This window comes from Pseudomonas sp. NPDC078416 (assembly GCF_050268485.1).
Classification (GTDB): Bacteria; Pseudomonadota; Gammaproteobacteria; order Pseudomonadales; family Pseudomonadaceae; genus Aquipseudomonas.
On record NZ_JBNNGV010000001.1, the window covers coordinates 593,254 to 607,742 of the forward strand.

A 14,489-nucleotide genomic window follows, 5' to 3' on the forward strand; every position below is an offset into this window, starting at 1 on the left:
AGTGGGCGCGATTTTGGTGCCGTGCCTGGCCGAACAAGCATCCTCCACGCCGGAGGCGCCTGATTTGCCAGGGTGGCATAAGTCTTGCGCAGCTCCGTTACCGTCCAGGCTCGCAGGAGGCACGCCGTGTCGATTCACATTGCCTTGCACCACGTTACGCATTACCGCTACGAACGCGCGGTAGAGCTGGGTCCGCAGATCGTCCGCTTGCGCCCGGCGGCTCACAGCCGTACGCGGGTATTGTCGTATTCGCTGAAAGTCCTCCCCGAAAACCACTTCATTAACTGGCAGCAGGACCCGCAGGGTAATTACCTGGCGCGGTTGGTGTTCCCGGAAAAGACCAACGAGCTGCGCATCGAAGTGGACCTGGTCGCCGAAATGGCGGTGTTCAACCCCTTCGACTTCTTCCTTGAGCCGTATGCCGAGAAGATCCCGTTCACCTATGCCCGCGAAGAGCATCACGAGCTGCAGCCCTATCTTGAGAAGCTGCCGCTGACCCCAAGATTCCAGGCGTATCTGGACAGCATCGACCGCACGCCGATTCCGGCGATCGACTTTCTGGTGGGTCTCAACCAGCGTCTGGCCAATGACATCGGTTACCTGATTCGCATGGAGCCGGGCATTCAGACGCCGGAATACACCCTCGAAAACGCTTCCGGTTCCTGCCGTGATTCGGCCTGGCTGCTGGTGCAGCTGCTGCGTCACCTGGGCCTGGCTGCGCGGTTTGTGTCCGGGTATTTGATTCAGCTCAAAGCCGATGTCAAAGCGCTGGATGGACCGTCCGGTACCGACGTTGATTTCACCGACCTGCACGCCTGGTGCGAGGTGTATCTGCCGGGCGCTGGCTGGGTGGGCCTTGACGCGACGTCCGGCTTGTTTGCCGGTGAGGGGCACATTCCGCTGGCGTGCAGCCCCGAGCCGTCTTCGGCGGCGCCGATCAGTGGCATGGTCGAGCCCTGCAACACCGAGTTCACCCACGAGATGTCGGTGGAGCGTATCTGGGAGGCGCCGCGCGTCACCAAGCCCTACACCGAAGAGCAGTGGCAGGACATCCAGGCACTGGGACGCCAGATCGACAGCGACCTGATCGCCCACGACGTGCGACTGACCATGGGCGGTGAGCCGACCTTTGTGTCCATCGACGACCGTGACGGCGATGAATGGAACACCGCCGCCCTGGGTCCGAAGAAGCGCCTGCTCTCGGCCGAGTTGTACCAGCGTATGCGAGACCATTACGCGCCCCAGGGCATCGTTCATTTTGGTCAGGGCAAGTGGTACCCCGGCGAGCAACTGCCGCGCTGGTCGCTGAACTGCTTCTGGCGCAAGGACGGGCAACCGGTGTGGCGCAACAATGCGCTGGTCGCTGACGAAACCCGCGACTACGGCGCCGACAGCGAAATGGCGGGCAATTTTCTGCGCAGCGTGGCCGAGCGACTGAAGCTGCCGGCGCGCTACGTTTTCCCGGCCTACGAAGACCGTTTCTATTACCTGTGGCGTGAGGGCGCGCTGCCCAAAAACGTCAGCGCCGAAGCCTCGCGTCTTGAAGACCCGCTCGAACGCGCGCGCCTGCGCAAAGTGTTTTCCCAAGGGCTGGACACGATCATCGGCCACGTGCTGCCGCTGGCGCGAACTGCCGCCGACGATCACTGGCAGAGTGGTCGCTGGTACCTGCGCGACGAGCATTGCCGTCTGGTGCCGGGGGACTCCGCGCTGGGCTATCGCCTGCCACTGGCTTCCCAGCCTTGGGTCAAGGCGGCCGAGTATCCCTATATCCACCCGACCGACCACAATCAGGCATTTGCCGAGTTGCCCGACCGCGACGAGGTTCAGTCGCGACTGAACAGCCTGGCAGAGCAGGGTGATCCGAGCGTCGACCACGAACCCGAGATCGACGAGTCAGCCGATTGGTTGACCCGCACTGCGCTCAGCGCCGAGGCGCGGGGCGGGCGGTTGTACCTGTTCATGCCGCCGCTGCAATCCCTTGAGGCCTATCTGGAATTGGTCGCCGCCATCGAAGCAACGGCTGAGGACATGCGCTGCCCGGTGTTGCTGGAAGGTTACGAGCCGCCGAGTGATCCGCGTCTGGCGAACTTCCGCATCACCCCGGATCCAGGCGTGATCGAAGTGAACGTGCAGCCGTCTTCGACGTGGGACGAGTTGGTCGAACGCACCGAATTTCTCTACGAACAGGCGCGCCTGACCCGGCTGACCACCGAGAAATTCATGATCGACGGGCGCCACACTGGCACTGGCGGCGGTAACCATTTTGTCCTTGGCGGTGCGACGCCGGGCGACTCGCCCTTCTTGCGCCGGCCGGATCTGCTGCGCAGCCTGTTGAGCTACTGGCATAACCACCCGTCGCTGTCCTACTTGTTCTCCGGATTGTTCATCGGCCCGACCTCGCAGGCTCCCCGGGTCGACGAAGCGCGCAACGACTCGTTGTACGAACTGGAAATCGCCTTTTCGCAGATGCCCGCGCCGGGCGAGGAATGTGCGCCGTGGCTGGTAGATCGGCTGCTGCGCAACTTGCTGATCGACGTGACCGGCAACACCCACCGCGCGGAGTTCTGCATCGACAAGCTGTACTCGCCGGACGGGGCCACCGGGCGCCTGGGCCTGCTGGAACTGCGCGCGTTCGAGATGCCGCCGCACGCACGCATGAGCCTGGCGCAGCAGCTATTGCTGCGGGCACTGGTCGCGCGTTTCTGGCGCGAACCCTATGCACCGGCGAAACTGGCGCGCTGGGGCACCGAGCTGCATGACCGCTTCATGCTGCCGCACTTCATCGAGCAGGATTTCGCTGACGTTATCGCCGAACTCAACAGCGCCGGTTATCCCGTGCGCGCCGAGTGGTTCGCGGCGCATCTGGAGTTTCGTTTTCCGAAGGTCGGCGATTACACCGTCAGCGGCATCGAGCTGGAGCTGCGTCAGGCGCTGGAGCCGTGGCACGTGCTGGGCGAGGAGGGTGCAGCGGGTGGCGCGGTTCGTTATGTGGACTCATCACTTGAGCGCTTGCAGCTGAAGGTCACCGGCCTGCCTCCGCAGCGGTACATGCTCACCTGCAACGGTGTGCCGGTGCCACTGCAACCGACCGGGCGCGTGGGCGAGTTCGTTGCGGGAGTGCGTTATCGCGCCTGGCAGCCGACCAATGCCTTGCAGCCGACGATCCCGGTGCATGCGCCGCTGGTCTTCGACATCCTCGACACCTGGATGCAGCGCTCGCTGGGGGGCTGCGAGTATCATGTCGCCCATCCGGGCGGGCGCAATTACGAGACCCTGCCGGTGAACGCCAATGAAGCGGAAAGCCGACGTCTGGCGCGGTTCTTCCGTGTAGGGCACAGCCCCGGCAAACTGGAGGTTCCTGCGCTGTCCCTCAACGATGAACTGCCGATGACCCTGGACCTGCGCCTGCATCGGTAGCCGCGCCGGCGACCTGACGTGGGGTCAGGTCGCCGTGCCGCACGTCTAAACATGGAAAGCGCCCCTGCGTGTCATGTTGTCTGCGCTACTCTGAGCGCAGTTGATTCGAGTCCTTTTGTTGTCTGCCGAGCCTTCCATGCCTGACCTGCTTGACCACTATCCGCTCACCCCGGGTACCTACCACGAGATGCTGGATGCCAGTGGCGCCGTTCGGCCGCATTGGCAGCGTCTGTACGAGTATCTCCAGCGCAGTACACCATCGCAGCTCATCCAGCGTCAGGCCCTGCTCGCCCGGCAGATTCAGGAAAACGGCGTGACCTATAACGTCTACGCCGACCCCAAGGGTGCCGATCGACCCTGGGAGCTGGACATGCTGCCCCACGTGATTCCACTGGAAGAGTGGCAGCCCCTGGCGGCCGGTATCGCCCAGCGTGCCCGTCTGCTCAATGCCGTGCTGGCCGATCTCTACGGCCCGCAGGAACTGATCGCCGAAGGTCTGCTGCCGGCGGAACTGGTATTCGGGCACAACAATTTCCTCTGGCCCTGCCAAGGCGTGAAGCCGCCTGAGGGCACGTTTCTGCATGTGTACGCTGTGGACCTCGCGCGCACGCCCGATGGCCGCTGGTGGGTGACCGCCGACCGGACTCAGGCGCCGTCGGGTGCCGGTTATGCGCTGGAAAACCGCCTGATTGTGTCGCGAGCGTTTCCCGAGTTGTACCGGGATCTGCAAGTCCAGCACCTCTCGAATTTCTTTCGCTCACTGCAGGAAACACTTGCGCGCCAGGCTCCGACCAGCCACGAAGCACCGCTGGTGGTGCTGCTGACGCCCGGGCGTTTCAACGAGAGCTATTTCGAGCATCTTTATCTGGCCGGTCAGCTGGGCTATCCGCTGGTAGAAGGCAGCGACCTCACTGTGCGGGACGCCACGGTGTACCTGAAAACCCTCAGCGGCCTGCGTCGTGTTCACGCGATCATGCGCCGTCTTGACGACGACTTCTGCGATCCACTGGAACTGCGCACGGATTCGGCACTGGGCGTGCCGGGCCTGCTGCAGGCGGTGCGACAGCGCCGCGTGCTGGTGGCCAATGCCTTGGGTAGCGGCGTACTGGAGTCGCCAGGGCTACTGGGGTTTCTGCCAAAGATCAATGAACACCTGTTTGGTGAAGAGCTGCTGCTGCCGTCGATCGCCACGTGGTGGTGCGGCGAGCCACCGGTGCTGGCCCAGGCGCTGGAGAAGATGCCCGAGCTGCTCATCAAGCCTGCGTTCCCGTCCCAGAGTTTCGCCCCGGTGTTCGGCCGCGATCTCAGCGACGAAGACCGCCAGGCCCTGGCCGCGCGTATGCAGGCCCGGCCTTATGCCTATGTCGCTCAGGAACTGGCGCAGTTGTCCCACGCGCCCGTCTGGCAGGGCGAGGACAGTCAGCTGCAGCCCCGCGCCATCGGCATGCGCGTGTACGCGGTGGCGACGGCCGATGGCTATCGCGTCTTGCCGGGCGGATTGACCCGGGTGGCCGCCGATGCCGACGCCGATGTGGTGTCGATGCAGCGCGGCGGGGCGAGCAAGGACACATGGATCCTTGGCGAGCGTCCGCTGGGCAGCGAACCGTGGAAGAATCGCCATTCGCTGGGCGTGCACGACTTGGTGCGGCGCGACCCGTATCTGCCGTCGCGGGTGGTGGAAAACCTGTTCTGGTTCGGCCGTTACTGCGAGCGCTGCGACGACAGCGCGCGCCTGCTGCGGATCATGCTCACGCGCTATGTCGATGGCGATGATCCGGTCGCCCTGCAAGCGGCGGTCGAGCTGGCCGAGCGGTTGAATCTGCTGCCGCTTCAAGACGAAGAAGAACCGAGCGAGCTGCATGAACGTTTGCTCGAAGCCTTGCTGGGTGACGACTGGCCGTTCAGCCTGCGCTCCAACTTGCAGCGCTTGCAGTGGGCGGCGTCCCAGGTGCGCGGCAAGTTGTCCCGCGAGAACTGGCAGGCACTGGTGGAGTTGCAGCGAGAAGCCATGAGCCTGGAGACCGAGAGCCCTGATTTCGGCGAGCTGCTGGATTTTCTCAACCGTCTGGTGATGTCGCTGGCGGCGCTGTCCGGTTTTGCCCTGGACGACATGACCCGTGACGAGGGCTGGCGCTTCCTGATGATCGGGCGACGCATCGAGCGCTTGCAGTTTCTTTGCACGACGCTGGCGGCATTCCTGCGCAGCGACGCGGTATTTCATCAAGACGCTCTGGACGGGCTGCTTGAGCTGGGCAACAGCGGGATCACCTACCGCTCGCGCTATCTGGCCCTGCCGCAGTTGATCCCGGTGCTCGATTTGCTGGTGCTGGACGATCAGAACCCCCACGCGGTGTTGTTTCAGCTGAAGCTGGTGGCCCGCTCGGTGAAGCGCATGAACGAGGATTTCGGCGTGCCCCAGGACAACAGTCTCGCGACGCTCATCCAGCGGCTGTCGGTGTTCGATCTGGGTTGTCTGGAAGAAGGGCTGTTCGGTGAAAGCAGCGTCAAGGCGGCGCTGGATGGGTTGGCGGATTTGCTGCAGACCATTGGCGAGACCAGTGGCCACGTTTCTGACCGGCTTGCGCTGCGTCATTTCGCCCACGTGGACGACGTCAGTCAGCGCACGGTGTCGGTCTGATGAACAGCGCCCAGTATCAGGTCCTCCACGACACGCACTACAAATACGACAGCCCGGTTTCCCTGGCGCAGCAGCTTGCGCATCTGTGGCCGCGACGCAGTCCCTGGCAGCGTTGCCTGGAGCAGCATCTGGTCATCAGCCCGGCGCCGACCACGCGCCGCGATGAGCTGGACGTTTTCGGCAATCCGCTGACGCGCCTGGCATTCGAACGCCCGCACGATGAGCTGCAGGTCAACGCGCGCCTGCGCATTGAAGTGCTGGAACGGCCGCGGCTGGATTTCAGTGGGTCCGCCCCATGGGACGAGGCGCAGCATCGGCTGACCTACAGCGCATCGAGGATGGCGCCGGATATCCTGGATGCCTGCCGGTATCGCTTCGAATCGCCTTACGTGCATTTGAAGCAGACCTTCGTCGAATTCTCCGCCAGCTGCTTTCCCGCCGGACGGCCGATGCTGCTGTGCGCGCAGGCGCTAATGGAGAAGATATTCGAGGAGTTCACGTTCGATGGCGAGGCGACTCAGGTTGCGACGCCACTGGTGGAAGTGCTGGAAACCCGCCGTGGCGTCTGTCAGGACTTCGCTCATTTGATGCTGGCCTGCGTGCGCTCGCGCGGTCTGGCCGCACGGTATGTCAGCGGCTATCTGCTCACACAACCGCCGCCCGGTCAGCCACGGCTGATCGGCGCCGATGCGTCCCACGCGTGGGTTTCAGTGTTCTGTCCGGTGTTGGGGTGGGTGGATTTCGATCCGACCAACAACGTTCAGCCTGCGCTTGAGCACATCAGTCTGGCGTGGGGGAGGGATTTTTCTGACGTGTCGCCGTTGCGGGGGGTGATTCTGGGCGGCGGGAGCCATGACCCGGAGGTGCGCGTGACGGTGATGCCGATTTCGATGTGAAGAGGGGCGCATTGTAGGAGCGCGCTTGTGCGCGATAGATGAGTGTCAGTCAATGGATGGATCACGGCGAAAATCCTATCGCGAGCAAGCTCACTCCTACAGATTTTCGCGTTCATCCATCCTATTGCGCTGTATCAGATGATCACTCAGCAGGCTTTTCTTCAGCGGAGCCTTTTACGTCGGTGGCGCCATCAGCTTCGGTGGAACCTTCGGCGTTTTCGCCGTCTACGGCTGCACCTTCTCCAGCCTCTGCTTCAGCCTTCTCGGCCTGCTTGCGCTGTGCTTTTTCCTCTTTCTTTTGCTCTTTTGCCAGATCACGTTGGCGTTTGGCGAAGGAATAGTTGGGTTTGGCCATGGGCAGTCCTCGAGGCAGACGATAAGTCAGCACATTCTGCCTGAGAATGGTGCAAAACCGGCGTGGTATTTTTCCTCACCTGGTCATCAATGCCGGTCAGTCGCCCGCCATTACAGGTCTCAGCCGTTGAAAACCGCTCGTTGATAGACGCCGTAATCCTGGCTGGCGCGGTCGTAATTTCCCGATGCGCCACAGGCGTAAGCGGCGAGCAGGCTGCGGAAAATGCTGGAGAGTTGCATGGGATCGTCCTGAAGAGGGGTGACAGGGCGATCTTATGCAGCCATCGTAGCGCTGACTGTTTGATTGTCTCGATGGCCCTGATAGAGGCCGCGCAGAGATGACCGGTAATAACAGTTGCTGAGTTGTTCTAATTTAGGGCTGTCTTTGTATACGCAATCAAAGGTTACCCCACCTGGAGACGCACCATGATTCGCAAGCTTGTCGCTGCATCCGTTCTGACTTTGGCCAGTGGGCACCTGCTGGCGGCCGAATGCTCGGTCGAGGTCGATTCCACCGATCAGATGACGTTTACCACCAAGGCCATCGAAATCGATAAGAGCTGCAAGCAGTTCACCGTCAACCTGAAACACTCCGGCAGCCTGCCGAAGGCCGTCATGGGCCACAACGTGGTCATCAGCAAATACGATGACATGTCGCAGATCGCCACTGACGGCATGAGCGTTGGCATCGATAAGGATTATTTGAAGGACGGTGACACACGCGTCATTGCCCACACCAAAGTCATCGGCGGGGGAGAGTCGGACTCGGTCACCTTCGACGTCTCCAAACTGGACCCGGCCGAGAAATACGGCTTCTTCTGCTCGTTCCCGGGCCACATCGGCATGATGAAAGGCACTGTCACGCTGAAGTAACCGCTAAGCCCGCTTCGAGTCGGTCATCTTGAAGATGCCTTGGGCGTTGCTGCTGTCGAAGTTGAGATCGATCTTGCCGTTGTCAGGGTCGATCTTGCGCTGGATGAATTCAACGAATGAGCCCGGCACCTGGTGCGCCACTACGATGCCCTCGGCATTCATCAGTCCTCGGCTCACCGTGCAGGCCTTGTACGCGGTCTGCATGACCCTTCCCGAACCTGACACCTCGATGCTGTCCTTCATCGGCCGCTCGCGCCGATTCTGCTCTGCCACCGTCGCTTCCAGATCCACCACTCGATCGGTCAGGTGATTGAAGCTGTTGCCTTCGGTGGCGATCCACGCCATTTCCGCGCTTTCGCTCAGCAGTTGGCGATAGTCATCTTCCCGAACGACGCCGTGCTGGCGGTCAAACGCGCGATACAGCGCCGGTAGCAGGCGCGTGGCTTCGGCAACGCTGCAATGACGGGTGGTGCGCAGGCGATTCAGAACGCTCAGGTCTTCAGGGCTCAACGGGTCGCGGCTCGAACCGACGACACGGCTTACCGCGTCTTGAAACCCCTGGCTGAGGCGCCCGGGATGGAGTTCGGACACGAAGAACTGCGCGATGTCTTCCGGCAGGTCCATCTGGCGATAGCCCCAGCCGGTCATGTTCAGTTTGGTCAGCGGATAGGTGCGCACATCGGTGAAACCCAGCGGCTCCAGCAGACGCGAGAAGGCCTGACGCCCGCGTGGCAATTCTCCGTTGTCCGCCCAATCGACGGTGCGAATGGCGCCGTGGTCGAACACCACCTTGCGGCCGCCCTTGAATTGCTCGTCCACATAGCGAAGCCCGTCGGGCACGGCCTCTACCAGCTTGTGGAACAGGCACAGGTTCAACGCTTCGGCGAGCCAGGCCCGATGGACCGCCTCGTCAGACCACGAAAACCCGCCCAGCGCCTGGGGCACCTCAACGCGGTGTTCGAGCCACGCCGCAGCCGGCTGGCCGACGGTGGACGCAACGAGGGAAAAGAGGCCTTGGAAAGCAGTCATGGATAGCGGCTCTGGGCGGGATAGTCAGAGCGCTATGTAAGCCGTGATGGCGAGCGCCATCAAGCGAAAAGAAATAACGGGTTCATTCCGTTTATGAATGCAGCGCCGTTCGAGCCGCGCCGCGGATTGCGTGAATCAATGTAGGAGCGCGCTTGCCCGCGAATGAGTTGGGTCAGTTATGCACATGGCGACTGACAAAACGCTTTCGCGGGCAAGCGCGCTCCTACAGGATTTGCATGCGCTCAAGCGACTGGATTCACAGCCCAAAGGCGCGCTTCCGTTCCCGGAGGGATTACGGCGCGTACGGCAGATCCCGCTTGTGCTGAGTCTTGCGGTAAGTGCTGACAATAATCTCGGCGGTTTCCTGCTTCACCGGCTCGCCGTGCAGGAAGGCATCGATCTCTGCGTAGCTGATGCCGTGGGCCGCTTCGTCCGGTTTGCCGGGGACCAGTTCTTCGAGGTCGGCGGTGGGGACTTTCTCGACGAGGTTCTGCGGGGCGCCGAAGCTGCGGGCGATCGCGCGGACTTGGTTCTTCACCAGACCGCTCAACGGCGCCAGGTCGCAGGCGCCGTCGCCGAACTTGGTGTAGAAGCCCATGACCGCTTCAGCCGCGTGGTCGGTGCCGATGACCAGACCGCCCTTCACGCCGGCAATGGCGTACTGCGCGACCATCCGTGCCCGGGCCTTGATGTTGCCTTTGACGAAATCCACGGCACTGGCCGCTTGGCCTTCGAAGGCTTTGATCTGATCAACCAGCGCTTTCACCGAGGGCGCGATGTCCACCGTGTGGCGCTCGTCCGGGCCGATGAAATCCACCGATGCCGTGGCTTCGTGTTCGTCGTGCTGAATGTGATACGGCAGGCGCACGGCGATGAATGTGTACGCCTTGTCGCCGGTGCTTTCACGCAGCTCGCGGATGGCGCGTTGGGCCATCAGACCCGCTGTCAGCGAATCCACGCCACCACTGATGCCCAACACCAGCACCTTCAGGCGGGCGTTATTCAGGCAGTCCTTGATGAATTGCACGCGGCGGCTGACTTCCGCCTGCAGCGCCTCATCATTGGCAAAAGGCGGCTGGACGTTGAGCTGCCGGGCGATCTCGCGCTGTACGTCTTGCATGATTGACTCCTCGAGCAAAAAAGGAATGGCATAAAAAGGGCGGCGGTCGGTGCTCGACTCAGGCTGGCACCTTGAATACGTGACGCAGATAGGACACGAACTCCGGGTCCTTGCACTGGGTTTTGCCGGGCTCGTCGGAAATCTTTGCCACGGGCTGGCCGGCGCAGGCGGTCATTTTCAGCACGATGCTCATCGGCTGGATCCCCGGAATGTCGGCTGTCAGATTGGTACCGATCCCGAAACTGACGTTGATGCGACCCCTCAGCGCACGGAATATTTCCAGTGCCTTGGGCAGATTCAATCCGTCGGAGAACACCAGCGTCTTGCTCATCGGCTCGATGCCCAGCTTTTGATAATGACGGATGCATTTTTCGGCCCACTGCACAGGGTCGCCGGAATCGTGTCGCAGGCCGTCGAAGAGCTTGGCAAAGAACAGGTCGAAGTCACCGAGGAAGGCATCGGTGGTGATGCAGTCGGTCAGCGCAATACCCAGCAGGCCACGGTACTCACGCACCCAGCAATCGAGTGCGGCAATCTGGCTGTCGATCAGGCGCGGGCCGAGTTGCTGATGGGCCATGATCCATTCGTGGGCCATGGTGCCGAGGGGTTTGAGGTCGAATTTCCGCGCCAGATGCACGTTGCTGGTGCCAACGAACTGGCCGGGGAAATCCTTTTTCAGCACCGAAACCACGTCTTCCTGCACCGCGTAGGAGAAGCGCCGGCGCGTGCCGAAGTCAGCCACTTTCAATTCCGCCAGTTCATCGGCGGTGGCGGTCGCGTTCAGCCAGTCGAACTTGCGATACAACTGATCGCGGGCCTGGCTGAGCAGGGTTTCCGGGTTGCGATGGCGATTGCGGACCTCGCTGACGATGGCCAGGACGGGCACTTCGAAGAGGATCACGTGCAGCCAGGGGCCCGACAGGCGGATGCACAGTTCGTCGTTTTCGATGGTGGTCTGGACGTAGCGCAGGTTGAAGCGGAACAGCCCGAGGAAACGCAGGAAGTCGGGCTTCATGAAATTGATGCGTTCGAGGAAACCGGTTTCCTCAATGCTCAGCGACAGGTCGCAGAGCTGCTCGATCTGATGGCGGATCTCGGCCAGATACGGCCTGAGGTCTTCACCGTTGCGGCAGCGAAACTCCCACTCCACTTCGACGTTGGGGTAGTTGTGCAGCACGGCCTGCATCATGCTCAGCTTATAGAGGTCGGTATCGAGCAGGTTCTGCACGATGCGGTCCGCGAAAGCGCTCTCACTCATTGTGTCGCTCCAGCCAGCAGCGGGCCGCCAAGGTGCGGCCCGGGATTCAATTGGGTGTCGCATACAACCTTGCGGTAGCGCTGTGGCGGTACGTCCGGTTTGTTATTGACGATGGCCGACATAATGCCAGTCGTCGTGGAAGAGGGGCAGAAATGTTTGGGTGGACGGTGATTTCCGGTAGGAGCGTGGCTTGTCCCGCGATCTGGCGCGAAGCGGCAGTCATGCTGGTGAATGCTGTTTGTCTGACACAACCGGGGGAACGGATTACGACTGCTACGCAGCCGATCGCGGGACAAGCCACGCTCCTACAATGTTGCGGATATCCAGACTACTGAGGCGTTGGCTCGTTGAGCTGCTCGAGCATCCATTCCACAAACACGCGAATCTTCGGCACTTCGGCCGCGTGCTCCGGGTACGCCAGGTAATACGCATCCTGGCTGGGGAGAGCGTGTTGCCAGGGGATGATCAGCTTTCCGTCCGCCAGTTCTTCTTCCACCAGAAACCGGGGCAGCAGCGCGACGCCGCAGCCCACTTGCGCCGCGCGAATGCACATGTAGATCGTTTCGAAGCGCGGGCCGTGATAGCTGTGCTCGGTCTGGTAACCCTGACTTTCGAACCAGTCATGCCAGGCCTGGGGACGATGCGCGTTTTGCAGCAGGACCAGATCGGTCAGTTGCGTAGGATCGGTGAACGGCTCCTCAGGCACGCTGCCTGGAGCGCAGACCGGGACGAGTTCTTCACTGAACAGCCTCACGCTCTCTGCACCGGGTCGGGCGCCACCGCCGAAATAGAACGACAGGTCGCAGCGGCTCTGGGCCAGGTCATCGCTTTCCTGTTCGTTGACCAGATCCAGATGAATGTGCGGATGACGCAAGCGCCAGCCCTTGAGTCGCGGTACCAGCCAGCGGGCGCCGAAGGTCGAAGGCGTCGATACGCGCAGGACTTCGGTTTCGCCGCCGTAGGAACGCAGGAAGTGCGTCGACATCTCCATCTGCGTGAGCACTTTGCGCACTTCGCCCAGGTACAGCGCACCGGCTGGCGTCAGTTGCAGGCGCCGACGTACTCTCCGAAACAACAGGTGCTGCACCAATTCTTCCAGCTGGGCGACCTGCTTGCTGACGGCGCTCTGGGTGAGGTTCAGCTCTTCGGCCGCGCGGGTGAAACTCAAGTGACGGGTCACCGCTTCAAAACATTGCAGCGCGGTGACCGACGGGAGATGGCGTTTGCTCAGCATATTCGGCTCGTTCAGCGTCAGCATGAAAAAACGGAATGATATCTCGCTTAATCGTCGTTTGTTGCAGTGTCGCCGGCCAGCTATTACTAGAGGCTGACGAAATCACCAACATTTGGCATTCCGCTTTTGCGCTTACGATCAGATTCAGGAGAAACCATGCTCAACGACCTGCTTACCCGACTCGGTGTCGATGCCGCGCTTTATCAACAGGGCGACAAGCCTGTTCACACGCCGATCGATGGCAGCCAGGTGGCGTCGGTGAGCTGGGAGAGCGCCGCCGAAGTCGAGCAGCGCATCACCCGCGCCGACCACGCCTTCGAAGCGTGGCGCAAAGTGCCTGCGCCTCGTCGCGGCGAGCTGATTCGACTGTTTGGCGAAGCGCTGCGCAAGCACAAGACCGACCTGGGCGAGCTGGTGTCGTGGGAAGCCGGCAAGATCACTCAGGAAGGACTGGGCGAAGTGCAAGAAATGATCGACATCTGCGACTTCGCCGTCGGCCTGTCGCGTCAGATGTACGGCCTGACCATCGCTTCCGAGCGTCCGGGTCACCACATGCGTGAAACCTGGCATCCGCTGGGCGTTGTCGGCGTCATCAGCGCGTTCAACTTCCCTGTCGCGGTCTGGTCGTGGAACACCGCATTGGCGCTGGTCTGCGGCAACTCGGTGATCTGGAAACCGTCGGAAAAGACCCCGCTGACGGCGCTGGCCTGTCAGGCACTGTTCGATAAAGTCGCGGCTGAGTTCTCGGACGCTCCGCAGTACCTTACCCAATGTATCGTCGGCGGCCGCGAAGCCGGTGAGGCGTTGGTCGATGACGTGCGCGTCGCGTTGATCAGCGCCACTGGCAGCACGCGCATGGGCCGCGAAGTGGCGCCGAAACTCGCCGCACGTTTCGCCCGCAGCATTCTGGAGCTGGGCGGCAACAACGCGATGATCCTCACCCCGAGTGCCGACCTGGATCTGGCCGTGCGCGCGGTGCTCTTCAGTGCCGTCGGCACGGCCGGTCAACGCTGCACCACCCTGCGTCGTCTGATTGCGCACTCGTCGGTCAAGGCCGAGTTCGTCGAGCGACTGAAAGCGGCGTACGCCAAAGTGCGCATCGGGCATCCGCTGGAAGGCAATCTGGTCGGTCCGCTGATCGACAAGCAAAGCTACGAAAACATGCAGGAAGCGCTGGAGCAGGCGTTGAGCGAAGGCGGCAGGGTGTTCGGCGGCAAGCGCCAGCTGCAAGAGAAATTTCCGAACGCTTTTTACGTCTCCCCGGCCATCGTCGAGATGCCGGAGCAGAGTGAGGTCGTGCGCAGCGAAACCTTCGCGCCGATTCTGTACGTGGTCGGGTACGAGGAGTTCAGCGAGGCGGTTCGTCTGAACAACGACGTGCCCCAAGGTTTGTCGTCCTGCATCTTCACCACCGACGTGCGCGAAGCCGAGCAATTCATTTCGGCACTGGGCAGCGATTGCGGCATCGCCAACGTCAACATTGGCCCGAGTGGTGCAGAGATTGGCGGCGCGTTTGGTGGCGAGAAAGAAACCGGCGGTGGCCGCGAATCCGGCTCGGATTCCTGGAAAGGCTACATGCGTCGCCAGACCGCCACGGTGAACTACTCCCGCGAACTGCCGCTGGCTCAGGGCATTACGTTTGATTGATGGTTTGTGTAGGAGCGTGG

At 61.9% G+C, this 14,489-nt stretch carries 10 protein-coding genes; 5 read left to right on the plus strand and 5 right to left on the minus strand.

Annotation, left to right across the window (positions count from 1 at the left end):
* The first annotated feature begins 126 nt into the window (after positions 1-126).
* From ACQKEN_RS02615 to ACQKEN_RS02625, 3 genes are all read left to right on the plus strand, one after another.
* Positions 127-3,420, plus strand: coding sequence for a DUF2126 domain-containing protein (locus tag ACQKEN_RS02615; protein WP_427683444.1), 3,294 nt, complete (start codon positions 127-129; stop codon positions 3,418-3,420).
* 136 nt (positions 3,421-3,556) lie between these two features.
* Positions 3,557-6,058 carry a circularly permuted type 2 ATP-grasp protein gene (locus ACQKEN_RS02620; protein WP_427683446.1) on the plus strand — a complete coding sequence of 834 codons (2,502 nt, stop codon included), beginning with the start codon at positions 3,557-3,559 and terminating at the stop codon, positions 6,056-6,058.
* Positions 6,058-6,954 (plus strand): transglutaminase family protein, encoded by an 897-nt coding sequence (locus ACQKEN_RS02625; RefSeq protein ID WP_427683448.1) that lies wholly within the window; start codon positions 6,058-6,060, stop codon positions 6,952-6,954. The genes ACQKEN_RS02620 and ACQKEN_RS02625 overlap by 1 nt, the downstream gene beginning before the upstream one ends.
* A 142-nt stretch (positions 6,955-7,096) precedes the next feature.
* On the opposite strand, the gene ACQKEN_RS02630 is transcribed toward ACQKEN_RS02625, so the two are convergent.
* Positions 7,097-7,309 (minus strand): hypothetical protein, encoded by a 213-nt coding sequence (locus ACQKEN_RS02630; RefSeq protein WP_427683449.1) that lies wholly within the window; start codon positions 7,307-7,309, stop codon positions 7,097-7,099.
* Positions 7,310-7,734: 425 nt separating this feature from the next.
* Here ACQKEN_RS02630 and azu point away from each other — a divergent pair, with 425 nt between their 5' ends.
* Entirely contained in the window at positions 7,735-8,181 is a 447-nt protein-coding gene (azu, locus tag ACQKEN_RS02635) for an azurin (protein WP_122533806.1), read from the plus strand.
* A 3-nt stretch (positions 8,182-8,184) separates the two neighbouring features.
* Here azu and ACQKEN_RS02640 read toward each other — a convergent pair whose 3' ends face one another.
* The 4 genes from ACQKEN_RS02640 to ACQKEN_RS02655 all read right to left on the minus strand — a co-directional run bounded on the left by ACQKEN_RS02640 (position 8,185) and on the right by ACQKEN_RS02655 (position 12,822).
* Positions 8,185-9,210, minus strand: coding sequence for a DUF1338 domain-containing protein (locus tag ACQKEN_RS02640; RefSeq protein WP_427683451.1), 1,026 nt, complete (start codon positions 9,208-9,210; stop codon positions 8,185-8,187).
* A gap of 292 nt (positions 9,211-9,502) precedes the next feature.
* Entirely contained in the window at positions 9,503-10,330 is an 828-nt protein-coding gene (nadE, locus tag ACQKEN_RS02645; RefSeq protein ID WP_427683453.1) for an ammonia-dependent NAD(+) synthetase, read from the minus strand.
* Between the two features lie 58 nt (positions 10,331-10,388).
* Complete coding sequence (pncB, locus tag ACQKEN_RS02650) at positions 10,389-11,588, minus strand: nicotinate phosphoribosyltransferase (RefSeq protein ID WP_427683455.1); 1,200 nt, start codon at positions 11,586-11,588, stop codon at positions 10,389-10,391.
* A 328-nt stretch (positions 11,589-11,916) separates the two neighbouring features.
* Entirely contained in the window at positions 11,917-12,822 is a 906-nt protein-coding gene (locus ACQKEN_RS02655) for a LysR family transcriptional regulator (RefSeq protein WP_108119156.1), read from the minus strand.
* A 156-nt stretch (positions 12,823-12,978) separates the two neighbouring features.
* Between ACQKEN_RS02655 and amaB the strand changes: the two genes are divergently transcribed.
* Positions 12,979-14,469, plus strand: coding sequence for an L-piperidine-6-carboxylate dehydrogenase (gene amaB, locus ACQKEN_RS02660; RefSeq protein WP_427683458.1), 1,491 nt, complete (start codon positions 12,979-12,981; stop codon positions 14,467-14,469).
* Positions 14,470-14,489: the final 20 nt, after the last annotated feature.